Origin of the sequence: Luteimonas fraxinea, assembly GCF_021233355.1 — a bacterium.
Classification (GTDB): domain Bacteria; phylum Pseudomonadota; class Gammaproteobacteria; order Xanthomonadales; family Xanthomonadaceae; genus Luteimonas; species Luteimonas fraxinea.
Genome location: NZ_CP089507.1, coordinates 2,574,677 through 2,591,569 on the forward strand (window position 1 = coordinate 2,574,677; position 16,893 = coordinate 2,591,569).

21 protein-coding genes and 1 tRNA gene are annotated in these 16,893 nt (G+C 69.2%); 16 read left to right on the top strand and 6 right to left on the bottom strand.

The genetic code is table 11. The annotated features are described in order from the left end of the window. Nucleotides 1-19 precede the first annotated feature (19 nt). Complete coding sequence (gene prmA, locus LU699_RS11545; protein WP_232138023.1) at nt 20-940, bottom strand: 50S ribosomal protein L11 methyltransferase; 921 nt, start codon at nt 938-940, stop codon at nt 20-22. A 288-nt stretch (nt 941-1,228) separates the two neighbouring features. Between prmA and LU699_RS11550 the strand changes: the two genes are divergently transcribed. Further along, nucleotides 1,229-2,200, top strand: a complete 972-nt coding sequence (locus tag LU699_RS11550; protein ID WP_232138021.1) for a hypothetical protein — start codon at nt 1,229-1,231, stop codon at nt 2,198-2,200. Beyond that, the gene (locus LU699_RS11555; protein ID WP_425491233.1) at nt 2,197-2,631 is read left to right on the top strand and encodes a hypothetical protein; all 435 of its coding nucleotides are present in this window, start codon (nt 2,197-2,199) and stop codon (nt 2,629-2,631) included. Before LU699_RS11550 ends, LU699_RS11555 begins: the two co-directional genes overlap by 4 nt. Before the next feature lie 6 nt (nt 2,632-2,637). Here the strand turns inward: LU699_RS11555 and LU699_RS11560 are convergent, their stop codons facing one another. Next, nucleotides 2,638-3,048, bottom strand: coding sequence for a hypothetical protein (locus LU699_RS11560; RefSeq protein ID WP_232138020.1), 411 nt, complete (start codon nt 3,046-3,048; stop codon nt 2,638-2,640). 171 nt (nt 3,049-3,219) lie between these two features. On the opposite strand from LU699_RS11560, the gene dusA reads away from it, so the two are divergent. The 4 genes from dusA (at nt 3,220) to LU699_RS11580 (ending at nt 7,020) form a co-directional block, all read left to right on the top strand. After that, nucleotides 3,220-4,248 (top strand): tRNA dihydrouridine(20/20a) synthase DusA, encoded by a 1,029-nt coding sequence (dusA, locus tag LU699_RS11565; protein WP_232138019.1) that lies wholly within the window; start codon nt 3,220-3,222, stop codon nt 4,246-4,248. A gap of 155 nt (nt 4,249-4,403) precedes the next feature. Then, a complete protein-coding gene (locus tag LU699_RS11570; protein WP_232138018.1) occupies nt 4,404-4,769 on the top strand; it encodes a hypothetical protein in 366 nt (121 codons plus the stop codon). 56 nt (nt 4,770-4,825) lie between these two features. Then, complete coding sequence (locus LU699_RS11575; RefSeq protein ID WP_232138017.1) at nt 4,826-5,512, top strand: response regulator transcription factor; 687 nt, start codon at nt 4,826-4,828, stop codon at nt 5,510-5,512. Nucleotides 5,513-5,601: 89 nt separating this feature from the next. Next, nucleotides 5,602-7,020: an ATP-binding protein gene (locus LU699_RS11580; RefSeq protein WP_232138016.1), complete on the top strand. Its 1,419-nt coding sequence runs from the start codon at nt 5,602-5,604 to the stop codon at nt 7,018-7,020. Here the strand turns inward: LU699_RS11580 and LU699_RS11585 are convergent. Further along, a complete protein-coding gene (locus LU699_RS11585) occupies nt 7,017-7,778 on the bottom strand; it encodes a M90 family metallopeptidase (RefSeq protein WP_327058801.1) in 762 nt (253 codons plus the stop codon). The genes LU699_RS11580 and LU699_RS11585 overlap by 4 nt on opposite strands. Nucleotides 7,779-7,794: 16 nt before the next feature. Next, nucleotides 7,795-8,070 (bottom strand): hypothetical protein, encoded by a 276-nt coding sequence (locus LU699_RS11590; RefSeq protein WP_232138015.1) that lies wholly within the window; start codon nt 8,068-8,070, stop codon nt 7,795-7,797. 121 nt (nt 8,071-8,191) lie between these two features. Here LU699_RS11590 and birA point away from each other — a divergent pair, with 121 nt between their 5' ends. From birA to LU699_RS11625, 7 genes are all read left to right on the top strand, one after another. Further along, a complete protein-coding gene (birA, locus tag LU699_RS11595) occupies nt 8,192-9,220 on the top strand; it encodes a bifunctional biotin--[acetyl-CoA-carboxylase] ligase/biotin operon repressor BirA (protein WP_232138014.1) in 1,029 nt (342 codons plus the stop codon). Further along, the gene (locus LU699_RS11600) at nt 9,217-9,969 is read left to right on the top strand and encodes a type III pantothenate kinase (RefSeq protein ID WP_232138013.1); all 753 of its coding nucleotides are present in this window, start codon (nt 9,217-9,219) and stop codon (nt 9,967-9,969) included. Before birA ends, LU699_RS11600 begins: the two co-directional genes overlap by 4 nt. A 9-nt stretch (nt 9,970-9,978) precedes the next feature. Then, nucleotides 9,979-10,710, top strand: coding sequence for an SPOR domain-containing protein (locus LU699_RS11605; protein ID WP_232138012.1), 732 nt, complete (start codon nt 9,979-9,981; stop codon nt 10,708-10,710). 29 nt (nt 10,711-10,739) lie between these two features. Next, nucleotides 10,740-10,815, top strand: a tRNA-Thr gene (locus LU699_RS11610). 122 nt (nt 10,816-10,937) lie between these two features. After that, nucleotides 10,938-11,861, top strand: coding sequence for an arginase (gene rocF / locus LU699_RS11615; RefSeq protein ID WP_232138011.1), 924 nt, complete (start codon nt 10,938-10,940; stop codon nt 11,859-11,861). 156 nt (nt 11,862-12,017) lie between these two features. Then, nucleotides 12,018-12,176: an entericidin A/B family lipoprotein gene (locus tag LU699_RS11620; RefSeq protein ID WP_232115549.1), complete on the top strand. Its 159-nt coding sequence runs from the start codon at nt 12,018-12,020 to the stop codon at nt 12,174-12,176. Between the two features lie 213 nt (nt 12,177-12,389). Continuing rightward, a complete protein-coding gene (locus LU699_RS11625) occupies nt 12,390-12,593 on the top strand; it encodes a CsbD family protein (protein ID WP_232138010.1) in 204 nt (67 codons plus the stop codon). A gap of 103 nt (nt 12,594-12,696) precedes the next feature. Here LU699_RS11625 and LU699_RS11630 read toward each other — a convergent pair whose 3' ends face one another. Next, nucleotides 12,697-13,530, bottom strand: coding sequence for a hypothetical protein (locus tag LU699_RS11630; RefSeq protein ID WP_232138009.1), 834 nt, complete (start codon nt 13,528-13,530; stop codon nt 12,697-12,699). A gap of 119 nt (nt 13,531-13,649) precedes the next feature. Between LU699_RS11630 and LU699_RS11635 the strand changes: the two genes are divergently transcribed. The 3 genes from LU699_RS11635 to LU699_RS11645 all read left to right on the top strand — a co-directional run bounded on the left by LU699_RS11635 (nt 13,650) and on the right by LU699_RS11645 (nt 16,294). Beyond that, a complete protein-coding gene (locus LU699_RS11635) occupies nt 13,650-14,969 on the top strand; it encodes a tryptophan--tRNA ligase (RefSeq protein ID WP_232138008.1) in 1,320 nt (439 codons plus the stop codon). Next, nucleotides 14,966-15,277 (top strand): hypothetical protein, encoded by a 312-nt coding sequence (locus tag LU699_RS11640; RefSeq protein ID WP_232138007.1) that lies wholly within the window; start codon nt 14,966-14,968, stop codon nt 15,275-15,277. The genes LU699_RS11635 and LU699_RS11640 overlap by 4 nt, the downstream gene beginning before the upstream one ends. 78 nt (nt 15,278-15,355) lie before the next feature. Then, nucleotides 15,356-16,294: an MBL fold metallo-hydrolase gene (locus LU699_RS11645; RefSeq protein WP_232138006.1), complete on the top strand. Its 939-nt coding sequence runs from the start codon at nt 15,356-15,358 to the stop codon at nt 16,292-16,294. Nucleotides 16,295-16,448: 154 nt separating this feature from the next. Here the strand turns inward: LU699_RS11645 and LU699_RS11650 are convergent, their stop codons facing one another. Then, entirely contained in the window at nt 16,449-16,835 is a 387-nt protein-coding gene (locus tag LU699_RS11650; protein ID WP_232138005.1) for a VOC family protein, read from the bottom strand. Nucleotides 16,836-16,893 lie beyond the last annotated feature (58 nt).

A 16,893-nucleotide genomic window follows, 5' to 3' on the forward strand; every position in this document is an offset into this window, starting at 1 on the left:
CGCTGGCGGATGCGGCGCGTCAGGCCTGCTTGCGGACGCCGTCGATGCGGACCCAGTCGCCTTCGCGGGTCACCGCCAGCTGCTCGAACCACGGGCGGTATCGACGCAGCAGCTCTTCTTCCTGGCCGTCGAGGATGCCCGACAACGCGATACGGCCGCCGATCGCGACACGCTCGGCCAGCGTTTCGGCCAGCGCGTCGAGCGCGGTGGCGAGGATGTTGGCGAGGACCACGGGATACGTGCCCTGCGGCGCATCGGTCGGCAGATACACATCGAGCGAGGCGCCGACGTCGTTGCGGTCCGCGTTGTCGCGCGAACTGATCAGCGCCTGCGGATCGTTGTCGATGCCGACCGCACGCGCAGCGCCGAGCTTGAGTGCGGCCAGCGCGAGGATGCCGCTGCCGCAGCCGTAATCGAGCACTTCGGCGCCGGTGAGCACGCCTTCCGCCGACAACGCGTCCAGCCACTGCAAGCACAGCGATGTGGTCGGGTGCGTGCCGGAACCGAAGGCCAGGCCCGGATCGAGCCGGATCACCACCGCATCGTCGCCGGCAGCCTCGGGCAGCTCCGCATTCCACGGCACGATCCAGGTGCGCGCGCCGAACTGCAGCGGCGCGTACTGGTCCATCCACGCGCGTTCCCAGTCCTGGTCCTCGACCTTGCGGAAGCTCGCGCGGCTCCAGTCGAGCCCGGCGTCGAAGGCTTCCAGCGCTGAGAGCACCAGCAGCGCGTCGGTGTCGTCCTCAAACAGTGCCGTCAGCACGATCGCGTGCCACAGCGGCGTCTCGCCGACGCGGGGTTCGAGGATCGCCTGCTCGTCCGTGGTGTCGGCATCGGCGTCGATCATCGTCACGGCCAGCGCGCCGATGTCCTCGAGGGCGTGGGCGTAGCGCGGCTGCTCGGCTTCGGTGCAGCGCAGGCTCAGTTCGAGGAAAGGCATCGGGTGGTCCGGGTGGGGCAGTGGGGTCGGGCATCTTGGTGCCCCGGTCGGAGCGCGTAAAGGGGCGAACGGCGCGACGCGTCGCCTGCGGCCGGCGCGGGTCCGGGCAGGATGTGCGCACCGTCGCGCCGCCGACGCGGATGCGCGCACAGTCCGGGCCCGGCGCGGCAGGCCGGCGATAGCGGCGGTCGCGGTCGGCTAGAATCCGCGCTCAGAACCGCGCCATCGCCACCGCGACGGCGCCTGCCGGTCCACCGATCACGGTGGCCGGATGCCGCAGGATCCGACGTGACCGTCCGAGTGTTCGCCGCCATCGCGCTGTTGGGAGCTCTCGTCGCCGCCGTGGCGATGTGGCGCCCGGCTGTGCCCGGCGCGCTCATTGGCGACGGCGATGCGGCGTGGAATGCCGATGTGGACACGCGCGGCTTCGTCGATGCCTCCGTGCCGGACGCGGCGATGGTGACCGATGCCGACCGTGTCGCTGCGTGGTCGACCGCTGCGATGCGCCCGCTGCCGCGCGCGTTCGAGCGGGCCGACGATCTGTTCGCGTTCCGTCAGGCGCTGCAGCCGCTGGCCGACACCGGCGACGCCGACGCGCGCTGGGTCCTGAGCCGCGTCGACGAATACTGCGCGGGTTATGCACGCGATCCGGCCGGTTTCGCCCGCGACAGTGCCCTGATCGACGGCCTGCAGTTCGACGCGGCGCGCGCGCTGGGCGCGGCCCGCGGCCGCATCGGCACGCGCTGCGGACGCTTCGTGCCCGGCGATGCGACGACGTTCGTGCAACTGGTCGAGCGCCGCCAGGAGGCGGCCGAGGCCGGCAGTCTCGCCGCTGAAGCCGCGCTACTGGCGATGGGCGCGCCGTTGCAGGACGACATGGACTACCGGCGCGGACTCGTCGAGCGCGTGCAGGCTTCGCGCGATCCGGAAGCCTTCGTCGCGCTGTCGCCGGCGATGGGCGTCGCGGCGAGCGGTGATGTGGCGCTCGCCGATACGGTCGCCGGCACCCAGGTCCATGCGCTGGCCTGGCAACTGGCCGCATGCGATCTGGGTCTGGACTGCAGCGCCGACGGCGCGCTGATGACCGAGTACTGCGTCAACGGCGGTATCTGCGCACGCGATGCGCGACAGGATTTTTCCGCTTTCGTGCGTGACGCGGCGGTGCCGCGCCAGGGCGCGGAAGAACTCGATCGAATGAAGAAGACCCTGGTCGAGGGCGCCCCCGCGTCCCGCCAACTGCTCGGAATGGTGACACGATGAAACGCATGCTCCCCCGCAAGCTCCGCTTCTGGCTCTGGGCGACGCTGTTCGTCGGCTACTCGGTGGCCGTCGCCGGTGTGGTCGTCGACGCGGTCGGCGAGAACTACCGGCGCCTGACCCACGTCGCGCAGACCACGACCGCCGCGCCGCTCGAACAGCGTCAGCTCGGCGCCGCGCAGATCGCCGCCTTGTATCGCGCGCAGAGCGCCACGCCGTTCCTCGCACTGCCGCCCGGCAACACCTTCCGCGTCGTGTGGCCGGACGGTTCGACCGAACTGGTGCGCATCGTCAGCCAGTCGAGTCCGCATGGCGCCGTGCCGGTCGATGGCAGCCAGATCGAGGCCGCGCCGCTGCTGGATGGCGCGCAGGCCGAACTGCAGGTGGTGCCGGTCTCGGTCGCACCGCGCCAGGCGGCCAGCGTCGCGGAGTAAGGACGCTCAGCGCGCGCGCTGTCGCAACGCCCGCGCATGGCGCCGCCGCTCGGCGACGCCGGACCAGAACATCGCCGAGTGGAAGTGCGTGACGCATAGCGCCAGCAGCGTCCAGACGACATCCAGATTGAGATATACGCCCGCCGCGCGGTTCAGCGCCGCCCATTCCGAGCGGCGCATCGCCAGATTGCCTTCGCCGAACACCCGGTGCAGCGCCTGGCCGGTGGACAGCGACTCCCAGTCGCCGTAGCGCAGCAGACCGGACGCGCCGAGGCCGATACAGACCACGATGCCCAGTGCCCAGACGACCGCCAGCCACATCGGCGCGCTGTGCAGCACGCGGGCGCGTTGCGACAGCTGGACTGCACCGAAGCACCACGCGAGCAGCAGCAACGCGAAAACCTGGAGAAACACCATCGACGGCTTCCTGCGCGCGGCGGTAGGGCGCTACAGGATGACCGGCCAGCGCCGGCTGCGGCATGAAGCCAAGGGGCGGCGTGTATCCTGACGCCCCGTCGTGGCGGCGGCCCGTGCGCCACCGGCCTCGACGCGACCCGCGCCCCACGCGCCTTCCAGCCCCGCAGACACATGACCGGATCCACGCTCCCGTCCTACGACGCGCATGCCGATGCCTATGCGGCATCGCTGCGTCTGTCCGTCGCACCGATGATGGACTGGACGGACGCGCATTGCCGCGAGTTCCACCGGCTGCTGGCGCCGGGCGTGCGGCTGTACACGGAAATGGTCCACGCCAAGGCGGTGATCCACGGCGACCGCACGCGGCTGCTGGCGAAGACGCCGCTGCAGTCGCCACTCGCGCTGCAGCTCGGCGGCAGCGAGCCCGACGCGCTGGCGCAGGCTGCGCGCATCGCCGCCGATCACGGCTTCGACGAGATCAATCTCAACTGCGGCTGTCCGTCCGACCGCGTGCAGGCCGGGCGTTTCGGCGCCTGCCTGATGCGCGAGCCGGCGCTGGTCGCCGACTGCGTCGCCGCGATGGCGCAGGCCAGCGACGTGCCGGTGACGGTGAAGTGCCGGCTCGGCGTGGACGACGACGACGATTACGACGCGTTCGCGCGTTTCGTCGACGGCGCGGTGGCCGCGGGCGCATCGATGATCGTCGTGCATGCACGCAATGCCTGGCTCAACGGCCTGTCGCCGAAGGAGAACCGCGACATTCCGCCGCTGCGCTACGACTGGGCGCACCGGCTCAAGCGCGAGCGTCCCGCCCTGCCGGTGGTACTCAACGGTGGCATCGCGACGCAGGCGCTCGCGCTCGAGCAGCTCGCGTACGTCGACGGCGTGATGCTGGGGCGCGCGGCGTATCACGATCCCTATCTGTTGCACACGCTCGACGCGGCGCTGTCCGGCGCATCGCTGCAGCCGCGCGCCGATCTGCTGCGCGCGCTGCGGCCCTACGTCGAAGCGCAGATGGCCGAGGGCGTCTCGCTCAAGCACATCGTCCGGCATGTGCTCGGCTTGTTCCACGGTCAGCCCGGCGGTCGCCTGTACCGGCAGGTGCTCAGCGAAGGGGCGCATCTGCCCGGCGCCGACTGGTCGCTCGTCGAGCAGGCGCTGGCGGCGACCGAGGCATCCGCGGCGCGCCACGCGGCCTGACATTGATTTGCAGCGGCGTGCCGCGCAAATGGCGGCGTGATGCGGTTGAAGCTGAACCGATACAGCCTTGTCAACGAAAAGTTAAGGACGGATTCACCGCCTCGGCCCGACCATCCAACGTCTACCTGATCGCCCCGTCCCCGCCAGGAGTGACTGTGCCCGTCCCGTCGTCCCACCGTCTGATCTGCGCCCCGATCGCCCTGCTGCTGTGTGCGGCGACATCGGTCGTGGCCGCGCAGGATCCGCCGCCGCAGGGGCCTGCCGCGCGCGGGCCCGACATGCGGGCGTCGGTGCAGCGGCCGGAAAACGGCCGCCAGCGCGCGCAGGACTCGATGACGGAATCGGTGCGGCGGATCGAACGCAATACCCGAGGCCGCGTGCTCAGCATCGAGCAGATGCATTCCGACGGCCGCGACCTCAATCGCGTCAAGGTGATGGACGACAGCGGCCGCGTGCGCATCTTCGTCGACGATCCCGGCCAGCGCGCCCGTGCGCCCCGTGCACGCGGCGACGACGATTGATCCTGCATCCTCGCCCCCATTCACGGCCGGGCCGGCCGTCAGACCGGAGTTGACCCATGCGAATCCTGCTCGTCGAAGACGAAGCTCCCCTGCGTGAGACCCTCGCCGCGCGCCTGAAGCGCGAAGGCTTCGCCGTCGATGCTGCACAGGATGGCGAGGAAGGCCTGTACATGGGGCGCGAAGTGCCGTTCGACGTCGGTATCATCGATCTGGGTCTGCCGAAGATGTCGGGCATGGAGCTGATCAAGGCGCTGCGCGAAGAAGGCAAGCAATTCCCGGTGCTGATTCTCACCGCGCGTTCGAGCTGGCAGGACAAGGTCGACGGCCTCAAGCAGGGCGCCGACGACTATCTGGTCAAGCCCTTCCACGTCGAAGAGCTCCTCGCGCGCATCAACGCCCTGGTTCGCCGCGCCGCGGGCTGGAGCAAGCCGACGCTCGAATGCGGCACGGTCACGCTCGATCTCGCCGCGCAGACGGTCAGTGTGGACGGCAAGAATGTCGATCTGACCAGCTACGAGTACAAGGTGCTCGAGTACCTGATGATGCACGCCGGCGAACTGGTCTCGAAGGCCGATCTCACCGAGCACATCTACCAGCAGGATTTCGACCGCGATTCGAACGTGCTGGAAGTCTTCATCGGCCGCCTGCGCAAGAAGCTCGATCCGGAAGGTGCGCTCAAGCCGATCGAGACCGTCCGCGGCCGTGGTTACCGCTTCGCGATCCCCCGCAACGGCGAGGGATGAGTTGGCGACGCCGGCCGCGGATTTCCGCGCTGGCGTCACGCCTGTCCGTCGTGCCGCAGCGCCGACGGACTGCGTGTCCGGTTTGATCGATGGCTGATACCCGACTCACTGCCCGTCTGCGTCCGCGTTCCCTGCGGGCGCGCCAGCTGCTGGCCGCGAGTATCGGTCTGCTCGCGTTTCTGGCACTCGCCGGCTACGCGCTCGACCGCGCCTTCATCGATGTCGCCAGCGAAGGCCAGCGCGAGCGTCTGCGCAATTACGTCTACGCCTATGCGGGCGATATCGAGTTCCTGCGCGGCGGCGACATCTACCCGTCCGAATCGCCACCCGACGACCGTTTTCTGCGTCCCGGCAGCGGGCTGTACGCGGAAGTCGTGCTGCCGTCCGGAGAGTCCTGGGCGTCGCAATCGGCTTCCGGGCCGCAGCTGCCGGAAGCAACGATGCTCTCGGCGCGGGAAGAGAAGTTCGACGGCCCGTTGCCGATGGTGCGCAGTGATGGCACGCCCGGCGAGGCGTATCGCTATGGTCTCGGTCTGGTCTGGTCGCCTGATGGCCGCAGCGATACCGAGTTCGCTTACACCATCTACGTGATGGAAGACGCGGGCATCGTCCCGCGTCAGGTGCGCGTGTTCCGTGCCGCGCTGTGGGTGAATCTCGGCGTGGCCGGCGTGATTCTTCTGCTGCTGCAGGGTCTGATCGTGCGCTGGAGCCTGTGGCCGTTGCGCCGCGTGGAGCAGGAACTCGTGCGCGTCCAGCGTGGCCAGTCCGAGCGCATGGGCGTGCAGCATCCGCACGAGCTGCAGCCGCTGACCGAGAGCATCAACGCGCTGATCGAGAGCGAGCGCGAGCATCTCGCGCGCCAGCGCAACACGATGTCGGATCTCGCCCACAGTCTGAAGACGCCGCTCGCGGTGCTGCGTTCGCGTCTGGATGCGGGCAGTGGCGATGCCGAACTGCGCGAGGAAGTGGAGACGCAGCTGCAGCGCATGAATGATCTGGTGACCTACCAGCTCGCGCGTGCGGCATCCAGTGGTCATCAGCTGTTCTCCGCCGCGATCGAGATCGAACCCAGCGCCGAGCAGATCGTGCGCGGGCTGGAGAAGATCTACGCGGCCAAGGGCGCGGTCTGCGAATTCGAGATCGATGCGAGTGCGCGTTTCCACGGCGAGCAGGGCGACCTGCAGGAGCTGCTGGGCAACCTGCTCGAGAACGCGTTCAAGTGGGCGAAGTCGCGCGTGCTGCTGACCGTGCGGCCGGGCGAGACCGCGCCCAACCGCCGTCCGGGCCTGGTGCTGATCGTCGAGGACGACGGCCCGGGCATTCCTGCCGATCGTGTCGCGTCGATCCTGCAGCGCGGCGTGCGCGGCGACGAGCGCGTGCAGGGTCACGGCATCGGCCTGTCGATCGTGCAGGACATCGTGCACAGCTACCGCGGCGAACTGCATGTGGGCCGCTCCGAGGAACTCGGCGGCGCCTGTTTTTCGGTACGCCTGCCGCCGGGCTTCTAGATCTTGGCGTCGAACGGCGAGACGCCGTAGAACCGCGCCAGGTGCGCGGCGACATCCGGCAGCACCTCACGCAGCAGCGCCGGCGCGCTGAAGTGGTACTCGCTGCACACGGCGAAGAATTCTTCCGGCGCTTCGGCCGCATAAGGATCGATCGGCATCTCTTCGCCGGCATCCACGCGTTCGACGAACGCATCGAAACTGCGCTGGAAATCCGCCGCCCACGCGCGCTGCCAGTCGCGCGGCAATGGCGGTGTGCCGTCGAGCAGGCCGTCGAGCGCATCGATCTTGTGCGCCATCTCGTGCACCGCCACGCAGAAGCCGGCATCGGGCTCGGCGATGTCGGACTCGACATCCGCCCAGGACAGCACCAGCGGGCCGCTGTCCCAGGATTCGCCGATCAGTTCGTCGTCCCACTCGTGCATCACGCCCGCTGCATCGACGTGGCTCCGGTTCACCCGGAACGCGTCGGGATAGACAATCAGCTGCGACCAGCCGTGCAGGCCTTCTTCGCCGAATGCGAGCAGCGGCAGACAGCACAGCGCGGCCAGCGCGAGGCGGGCGCGGTCGTCGAGTTCCAGACCGGCCACTGGCGTGATCGTCTTGCGATGCAGGAACAACGCGGCCAGGGTGCGCAGCTTCGCCTGCGACGGCGCATCAAGCGAGCGCACCCAGGGCAGCCGGTCGACGGTAGCCGACCAGTCGGCATCGGGAATCTGTGGAGGCGCGCCTGCGAACAGGCGGCGGATCAGCGAACGCACGTGCCTGGCGATTCCGTCAGCGGAACATGCCCGGCAGGAAACTGTGCCAGCGCGGCCCGCGGGCCGGGCCCTCGGTCTCGCCACCGCCGGTGACGGCCGGGCGGACCTTGGACGCGCTGCCTGCCGCGGGCGCACGGCGCACGTTGGCGGTGTCCAGCGATGGCTCGCTCTGGGGCGCATTGGCCGCAGGCGGGCAGGGCGTATCGGCGGCCGTGTCCGTGAGCGCGTCGCGCGCGAAGACGGGCAGGCTCGCGCCCAGCATCAGCAAGCAGACCATCAGACGTGCGGACATCGGATCACCCTGGAAGGAAGCAGGACGCACAGCCTGCGGATCATAGCGCACGTTCCGCTGCGGCGACGCTGCGTCGCGGCAATGGGCGACACCCGGCGCCGGGCTCGCCGATAATCGGGCGATGTCTTCGTCCCCAGCTCCCCCGCGCCCCACGACGCAGTCGCCCGAACGCGCGCTGCTGCAACGTCTGATCGAAGGTCCGGTGTCCGGGGATGCGCTGGCCCAGGCGTCGGGACAGACCCGGGCCGCGGTGTGGAAGCGCATCGAGCTGCTGCGCGAGGCCGGCGTGCCGATTGTCGCGCGGCCCGGCATCGGCTACGCACTCGCGCAGCCGCTGGCACTGCTCGATGCCGACGCGATCCTCGATGCGCTCGGCCCAGCGGACCGCGCACGCATGGCGTCGCTGGAGATCGCGTGGACCATCGATTCGACGAATGCCGAACTGCTGCGCCGGCCGATGCCGGGCGCGAATGCCGAAGTGCTGCTGGCCGAACGCCAGACCGGCGGCCGCGGCCGTCGCGGGCGCAGCTGGCAATCGCCGCTGGCCGCGCATCTGTACCTGTCGCTGCAGCGCGGCTTCGATGGCGGTCTCGCGCGTCTCGGCGGACTGAGCCTGGTGGCGGGCGTCGCCGCGGTCGAGGCTTTGCGCGCGCTCGGCATCGAGGCCGTGCGACTGAAATGGCCGAACGATCTGGTCGTCGTCGATGCGGACGGGCTGCGCAAGCTCGGCGGCATTCTGGTCGAGGGCGGCGGCGAACATGCCGGTCCGGTCCGCGCCGTCCTCGGCATCGGCGTCAATGTGCGCATGCCCGAGGCGCAGGCCGCGGCGATCGACCAGCCGTGGACCGATCTGGCGAGCTGCTGCGCGGACGCGCCGCCGACGCGTGATGCGCTCGCCGCCGCGCTGCTGGGTGCCTGGTTGCAGGCGCTGGACCTGTTCGATCGCGAAGGTCTGGCACCGTTCCGCGATCGCTACGCACGCATCGACGCGCTCGACGGCGCGGCAGTGGACATCCATACCGGCAACGGCACGCTGCGCGGCATCGCCGCGGGCATCGAGGACGATGGCGCGTTGCGCGTCCACGTGGACGGCGCGCTGCGCGTCTTCCATGCGGGCGAAGTCAGCGTGCGCAGGGAGGGCATCGCATGAATACCTGGCTGTTCGATCTGGGCAATACCCGGCTGAAATTCGCGTCGCTCGACGGCGATGGCCGCATCGGCGCGGTGCAGGGCACCTCGCATGTGGAAGGCGGGTTCGATCCCGAGTGGCTCGAGGAGCTGCCGGCGCGCATCGACGTCGCGATCGTCGCCAGCGTCGCCTCGCCGGCGCTGCGGATGATCCTGCTCGATGCGCTGGCCGCACGCGGCGCGCAGGTGCAGCTGGCGCACACGTTGCCTACGCTCGACGGCCTGACGATCGCCTACGCGGATCCGACGCGCTTCGGCGTCGACCGGTTCCTCGCCCTGCTGTCCGCGCATGCCGATGGCGCGCCGGCGCTGGTCGTCGGTGTCGGCACCGCGCTGACTGTCGATCTGATCGATGGCGAAGGGCGCCACCTCGGCGGCCGCATCGCGCCGTCGCCGACGCTGATGCGCGAGGCCCTGCACCGGCGCGTGGCCCAGCTCGCACCGAGCGGCGGCGACTATGCGGAATTCGCCGACGACACCGACGACGCGCTGGTCTCCGGCTGCGAAGGCGCCGCGCTGGGTCTGGTCGAGCGCAGCCTGTCGGAAGCGACTGCCCGGCTCGGCACGCGGCCGCGCCTGTTGCTGCACGGCGGTGGCGGCGAGGCCTTGCGCGGCCGCCTGCCTGACGCGCACTGGCGCGCCGACCTGGTGCTGCACGGACTCGCGCGCTGGCACCGTGCGAGTGCCGGCATCGCGTCGCCGGAAGGGTAGGATCGCGCCATGCTGCTCCGCGCGACCGTTGTCCTGCTGGTGATCCTCAACTTCGGCGTTGCGGTGTGGTGGGCCGTGCGCGGTGAACCGGGCGATGCCGCCGCGCTGGTCGACACGGGACCGTCGACGCTGCGGCTGGTCGGCGAGCCGGCGGCGGATGGCGTCGATGCGCCTGCATCCGTCGCGCTCGACTCCATCGAACCCGACGCGACTGCGGCATCTGCCGGAACAGCGGAAGACACGGCCGTCGACACCGCGCTGCGCGCGGCCGATCCCGCGCAATGCGTTGCGCTGGGACCATTCGCCGATGCGCCGACCCGCGACGCGGCTCTGGCGCAGCTGTCGCCGGTGACCGTGACGGTCGCCGCGCGCGACATTGGTGAAACCCCGCGCGGCTGGCGCGTCTGGATGGCGCCGTTGCCGGACCGCGCGGCGGCCGACGCGATGGTCGCGCGCCTGCTGGCTGCCGGCTTCAACGACTACTACGTGATCGCCGACGGCGCCGAGGCCAACGGCATCGCGCTGGGCCGGTTCGGCAGCGAGCCGGCCGCCAACGCGCGCGCGCAGGCGCTTCGCGACGCCGGCTTCGACGCCGATGCCGCGCCGCTCGGCAGCACGCTCACCCGCCACTGGATCGACGCGACGCTGGCCGAAGGCGACGCCGGCGATGCCCTGCGCGCGCGCGTCGGCGCGGCCCGCGTCGAAACGCGCGACTGCAACGCGCAGCAGGTTGCAGGTTAGAATTCCGCCGCGGCCCCGCCGCATGCCATGCCGGCATAGCTCAGTTGGTAGAGCAACCGCCTTGTAAGCGGTAGGTCCCCAGTTCGAATCCGGGTGCCGGCACCAGTTCCGATGTCGTTCTGCGTGCGCCCGCGCCTGCCCGGCGCCTCCCCACGGCCACCCCGGCGTCGATGCCACATCCGCCGTCGCCCTGTGCGCGATGGCCGCGCATTCGCTCAGGAGAGGTCATGCAGCAGACGAATTCCCAGGTGTCGATCTTCGGCGTGCCCACCGATGTGGGGGCCGGCCGCCGCGGTGCATCGATGGGCCCCGAGGGCCTACGCGTCGCGGGGCTGGTCGAGGCGCTGATCGCGCGCGGCGTCGACGTCGACGACCTCGGCGATCTCAAGGGCCCGAAGAATCCCTGGACCGGACCTCGAGAGGGTTATCGCCATTTGGACGAGGTGGTCGCCTGGAACCGCGCGGTGCTCGAGGCGTCCAGCGCCGAACTCGCGCGCGGGCGCATGCCGATCATGCTCGGCGGCGATCATTGCCTGGCGATCGGCTCGATCGCGGCGGTCGCCAACCACTGCCGCGCGACGGGCCGAAAGCTGCGCGTGCTGTGGCTGGACGCACACACCGACTTCAACACCTCGCAGATCACCCCGTCGGGCAACGTGCACGGCATGCCCGTCGCCTGCCTGTGCGGTATCGGTCCGGATGAACTGACCGGCCTGGGCGGTGTGTCGCCGTCGATGCAGGTCGCGCAGTTCCGCCAGATCGGCATCCGCTCGGTCGATCCCGACGAGAAGCGTCTGGTCAAGGAACATGGCCTCGACATCTACGACATGCGCTACATCGACGAGGTCGGCATGCGCCGGGTGGTCGAGGAAGCGCTGGACGGCCTCGACGATGACACGCATCTGCATGTGAGCTTCGACGTCGACGTGCTCGACCCGACCATCGCGCCCGGCACGGGCACGCCGGTGCCGGGTGGCATCAACTACCGCGAGGCGCAGCTGGTGATGGAGATGATCGCCGACAGCGGGCGTCTGGGCTCGCTGGACATCGTCGAGGTCAATACCGCGCTGGACCAGGGCAACACGACCGCGGAGCTCGCGGTGGATCTGGTCGAAAGCCTGTTCGGCAAGTCGACGTTGATGCGCGACTGAATCGTACGTCTTCACGCCATGCGCGCATCGTTGAACGCGTGGAGCGGCCGCTCGAACCGGTGCACACGGCTTTCACAAGGCAGGTTTCTATAGTCGCGCCATGGTTGCGGAGGTCCGCAGCTGTTCGCAACGAAACCGGAATCCCTGGAGAATCCCATGAAGCGTTTGACCGCACTGATGCTGCTCGCCATGTTCACCGTTGGCACCCTGACCGCCTGCAACACCATGAAGGGTGCCGGCCAGGACGTGCAGAAGGTTGGCGAGAAGGTGGAAGACAGCGCCAACAAGACCGGCGGCACCACCACGCGTCCCTGATCCACGCAGTCCATCGCACGAAAAGGCCGGCATTGCCGGCCTTTTTTATGCGTGGAGTTCACGATCGACGCACGTCTGCTCAGCGACGTGACGAGGCGGCTTACGAAATCTCGACCCGGGTTTGATGGCCGCGATGCGAACCTGGCTTCGCGGAACCGGAACGCACGCGCCAAGCATCCGCGCCGCATCCACCCGAAGACAGGATCGATCGCCATGAACAAAGACATCATTGCCGGCAAGTGGACCCAAGTGAAGGGCAAGGCGCAGGCCAAATGGGGCGACCTGACCGACGACGTGTTCGATGTCGCGGCCGGTGACAGCAAATATCTCGCGGGCAAGTTGCAGGAGAAGTACGGCTGGGAACGCGATCGCGCCGAGCGGGAAGTCAAAGACTTTGAGAAGACGCTCGACAGCTGATACCGCGCCGCGTGCGTTGCGATGCACGGCGCCAGAGAAACAGGAGAACGGACCGGCTTACGCCGGTCCGTTCGCGTGTGCGGCGTCGAAGAATCAGGATGGATCAGGGATCCGGCACGAAGCCGCCCGGGAACGCTTCGGGGCGACGTGCCTGCGCCCAGGCACGATGGCGGGGCAGGACACCACGCGCCACCAGTGCATCGACGCTGTCGTAGCGCAGCGTGGAGACCTGCACCGGCGTACGCGTCGCGCGCTCGAATGCGGTCGACGACACCGGCGCCCATTCGCGTGCGCCATGGCCAGTGCCGATGCTCTGACGCTCGGCGCGCATTCTCGACGCGTTCGATTCGGACGCGACCGAATCGGAAGCGGCTGACGCCGAGCGTTCGCGTTCAACGGGCGCGGGCGGCGACGGCGGTGCCGGGTAGGGCGCCCGGGACACTGCGACGGGCGGAGGCGGTTCGCGTTCGCCGAACACGGCGATGCCGATCGTACCGACGTTGTCCGGACGGCCCGTGCGCGCCGCATAGCTGTCGCCGAGCGCGGCGAATTCGAAACGTGCGACATCGTCGTGCGACTTGCGCCAGCCGGTGATCTCGGTGGTCTGCCAGGGCGCGAGCACGTAGCCGGTCTGCGATGGCGCGGCGGTCTCGCCGCTGATCGCATTGACGCCGTCGACCGACAGCACGACGAGGACGCGCGCGCCGGTCGTATTGGTCAGGCGGATCGCGTACGGCGCGCCGGGTGTGCCGGCGATCCAGCTGTCGCCACGATGCGACACGGGCTGGGCCGTGCTGCCGGTGTCGCGATCGACGACTTCGATGCGGACACGCTCCTGCGCCTTCCAGGCGCGGACCGCGTGCACGGCGGGCATCGCCAGCAGACTGCCCAGCAGCAGCCAGGCGGCAATGGATCGGGCGGGGCGGGGTGCGTGCATGGCGGGTCTCTCGCGGGGTGGTGTACTGGCGAACGGCCCCGCATCGAGAACGGGGTTACGGCCAGCCGCACGACGGCCAGCGGTTAGACTGGTGGCCTGTTTTCCGCAGCCTGCAGCCCATGTCCCAGCGTCCCCAGCGCGTCCTCACCGGCATCACCACGTCCGGCACGCCGCACCTCGGCAACTACGTCGGCGCCGTGCGTCCGGCGATCACCGCCAGCCGCGCGCCGAGCACAGAGAGCTTCTATTTTCTCGCCGACCTGCACAGCCTGATCAAGGCGCAGGACCCGGCGCGCACCCAGCGCTCGACGCTGGAAATCGCGGCGACGTGGCTCGCGGCCGGACTGGATCCGTCGAAGGTGTGGTTCTACCGCCAGAGCGATGTGCCGGAGACGACCGAGCTGATGTGGCTGCTGACCTGCGTGGCCGGCAAGGGCATCCTCAACCGCGCGCACGCCTACAAGGCGGCGGTCGACAAGAACCGCGCCGACGGCGAGGACGACGATGCCGCGGTGACGGCCGGTCTCTTCATGTATCCCGTGCTGATGGCCGCCGACATCCTGATCTTCAACGCCGACCGCGTGCCGGTGGGCCGCGACCAGATCCAGCACATCGAGATGGCGCGCGATTTCGCCCAGCGCTTCAATCACGTCTACGGCCGCGACTGGTTCAACCTCCCGGAAGCGGCGATCGACGACAACGTGGCGACGCTGCCGGGTCTCGACGGCCGCAAGATGAGCAAGAGCTACGACAACACCATTCCGTTGTTCGTGCCGCAGGCGCAGCTGAAGAAGCTGGTGTTCTCGATCCTCACCGATTCGAAGATGCCGGGCGAAGCGAAGTCGACCGACGGCTCCGCGCTGTTCCAGCTCTACCAGGCCTTCGCGACACCGGACGAGACCGCGGGTTTCGCGGCTGCATTCGCCGACGGCATCGGCTGGGGCGATGCGAAGCAGCAGCTGTTCGATGTCGTCGAGCGCGAGATCGCGCCGATGCGCGAACGCTATGAAGATCTGATTGCCCGCCCGGGCGACATCGAAGACACCCTGCGCGATGGCGGTCAGCGTCTGCGCGAGCGTTATGCGATTCCGTTGCTGCGCGAACTGCGTGACGCGGTCGGCCTGCGCAACCTCGGCAGCGCGGCGTCGATTCCGTCTGATGCGCCTGCGTCCGCCAAGGCCGCGCCGCCGGCATTCAAGCAGTACCGCGAAGCCGATGGAAAGTTCTATTTCAAGCTGGTCGACGGCGAACGCGTGCTGCTGCAGAGCGCGGCCTTCGATGCGCCACGCGATGCGGGCCAGACCATCGCCCGCTTGCGCCGCGGTGAACTCGCGCTCGCCGACGCACCGGCCACCCTCGGCGACGGCATCGACGCCGCCACCGTGCAGACCGCGTTCGATGCACTGGCCGCCGCCGATGCCGAGAAGGCCGCCTCGTGAACCCCACCGTCGCCCAGAATCTGGCGCTGCTGCTGTTCCTGCCGTGGTTCCTGATTCTGGGCGTGCTGTTCTGGGTGTACCCGCGCCAGCCGCGTGGTGCGCGCCGTATCGTGTTCGATCTCGTCAGCCTCGCCGCGTCCGTCGTCGCATTCCTGCTGTCGATCCACTGGGCGCACGAGGTCGCCGACCACGGCCACGGCAGCATGTGGGCGCAGATCCTGGCAACGGCCCTCGGCTACGGCGTGTTTCTCGCGGTGCTCGGCACCGCATTCGCGTTGCGCATGCGGGTACTGCGCCGCCGCGGCTGAGCGGCTTCGACCAAGGCCGTATCGGGCGTCGACACCGCGCGCCCTAGACTGGCGGTTCTGTCCAACGGGAGACGCGCGATGCACGATCAACACGCGATCACGATCATCGACACCGGCTACGTGCGCCCGGGCCTGTGCGCGGCCTACCTCGTCGAATCCGGCGGACGCGCGGCGCTGATCGACTGCGGCACTGCGACCTGCGCGCAGACCGTGCTCGATGCGATCGACGCGGCCGGCGTGCCGCGCGGCGCGGTCGACTGGCTGATGGTCACGCACGTGCATCTCGATCACGCCGGTGCAGCGGGCCCGCTGATCCGCGCGTTGCCGAACGCGAAGCTCGTCGTGCATCCGCGCGGTGCGCCGCACATGATCGATCCCACGAAACTCATCGCCGGTGCGAAGGCCGTCTACGGCGAGGCGATGTTCGAACGCGACCATGCCGGCATGCTGCCGGTCGCCGAGGACCGCGTGGTCATCGCCGACGACGGTCATGTCGTCGAACTCGCCGGGCGCCCGCTGCTGTGCATCGACACGCCCGGCCACGCGCTGCATCACTACAGCGTCTGGGACGCCGCGACACGCAGCTGGTTCGCGGGCGACACGTTCGGGCTGTCGTATCGCGAACTCGATACCGCGAACGGTGCCTTCGTCCTGCCGACGACCTCGCCGGTGCAGTTCGATCCCGAACAGATGCACGCCTCGATCGACACGCTGCTCGCGAAGTCGCCGGTGTCGATCCGCATCGCGCATTACGGCGAAGTCACCGAGTGCACCCGGCTCGCGGCCGATCTGCACGCGCAGATCGATGCGATGGTCGTGATCGCGCGCGATGCGCACGGCCATGCCGATCGCCACGAGCGCATCGTCGAGGGACTGACGCGACTCTATACCGGTCGCGCGCTCGCGCACGGCATCGAAAACGCGGGTGCGCGCGTACAGGACATCCTCGGCGGCGACATCGTCATCAATGCGCAGGGGCTCGGTGTGTGGCTTGACCGGCAGGCACGCGCCGGCTGAGAACCTGTCCACGATCTTGCTGCGCTTGCCGGATGACGCGCGCGCGGTGCTCGAAATGCTCATGTACCGGCACGTACACTGCGCTTTCTGCGCTCCGCCACGCGCCATCCGGCTGCGCTCGCGACAGATCGTGAACAGGTTCTGAGACCGGTCGTCAGTCCCAGGTGTTGCCGTGCGGGCCCATCGGCGTGCGCTGCGGGCGTACGACGCAGAAGCGGTGCCCGCTCGGCGCCTGCATGACCCACCAGGTTTTCACCTGTTCGACGCGCACGGCGCCGAGCTGTTCCAGGCGTGCGACTTCGGCGTCGACGTCGTCGGCTTCGATGTCGAGATGGATGCGCGACGCGTGGTCGACCTTCTGCAGCATCAGCACCGGCTCGTCGTCGGCGGTGTCCAGTACCGCGTAGCGACCGTCATCGTCTTCGGGCGGCAGCGGCTTGAGCGGTTTGCCGAGCGCCTGGCGCCAGAATTCGACGTGCGGCGCGAGATCCTCGACCTGGCAGTCGAGGACGAACGTGGACAGGCGGCTGTGGTGCGGCATCTCCGATCCTCCGATGTGGATGCACCGGAGGATCGCGCGCTGATCGCACAGCCGATGT

Coding starts and splice junctions, on each gene's coding strand:
- prmA (WP_232138023.1), bottom strand. CDS start 940: ATGCCTTTCCTCGAACTGAGCCTGCGCTGCACCGAAGCCGAGCAGCCG.
- LU699_RS11555 (WP_425491233.1), top strand. CDS start 2,197: ATGAAACGCATGCTCCCCCGCAAGCTCCGCTTCTGGCTCTGGGCGACG.
- LU699_RS11560 (WP_232138020.1), bottom strand. CDS start 3,048: ATGGTGTTTCTCCAGGTTTTCGCGTTGCTGCTGCTCGCGTGGTGCTTC.
- dusA (WP_232138019.1), top strand. CDS start 3,220: ATGACCGGATCCACGCTCCCGTCCTACGACGCGCATGCCGATGCCTAT.
- LU699_RS11575 (WP_232138017.1), top strand. CDS start 4,826: ATGCGAATCCTGCTCGTCGAAGACGAAGCTCCCCTGCGTGAGACCCTC.
- LU699_RS11580 (WP_232138016.1), top strand. CDS start 5,602: ATGGCTGATACCCGACTCACTGCCCGTCTGCGTCCGCGTTCCCTGCGG.
- LU699_RS11590 (WP_232138015.1), bottom strand. CDS start 8,070: ATGTCCGCACGTCTGATGGTCTGCTTGCTGATGCTGGGCGCGAGCCTG.
- birA (WP_232138014.1), top strand. CDS start 8,192: ATGTCTTCGTCCCCAGCTCCCCCGCGCCCCACGACGCAGTCGCCCGAA.
- LU699_RS11600 (WP_232138013.1), top strand. CDS start 9,217: ATGAATACCTGGCTGTTCGATCTGGGCAATACCCGGCTGAAATTCGCG.
- LU699_RS11605 (WP_232138012.1), top strand. CDS start 9,979: ATGCTGCTCCGCGCGACCGTTGTCCTGCTGGTGATCCTCAACTTCGGC.
- rocF (WP_232138011.1), top strand. CDS start 10,938: ATGCAGCAGACGAATTCCCAGGTGTCGATCTTCGGCGTGCCCACCGAT.
- LU699_RS11620 (WP_232115549.1), top strand. CDS start 12,018: ATGAAGCGTTTGACCGCACTGATGCTGCTCGCCATGTTCACCGTTGGC.
- LU699_RS11625 (WP_232138010.1), top strand. CDS start 12,390: ATGAACAAAGACATCATTGCCGGCAAGTGGACCCAAGTGAAGGGCAAG.
- LU699_RS11630 (WP_232138009.1), bottom strand. CDS start 13,530: ATGCACGCACCCCGCCCCGCCCGATCCATTGCCGCCTGGCTGCTGCTG.
- LU699_RS11635 (WP_232138008.1), top strand. CDS start 13,650: ATGTCCCAGCGTCCCCAGCGCGTCCTCACCGGCATCACCACGTCCGGC.
- LU699_RS11645 (WP_232138006.1), top strand. CDS start 15,356: ATGCACGATCAACACGCGATCACGATCATCGACACCGGCTACGTGCGC.
- LU699_RS11650 (WP_232138005.1), bottom strand. CDS start 16,835: ATGCCGCACCACAGCCGCCTGTCCACGTTCGTCCTCGACTGCCAGGTC.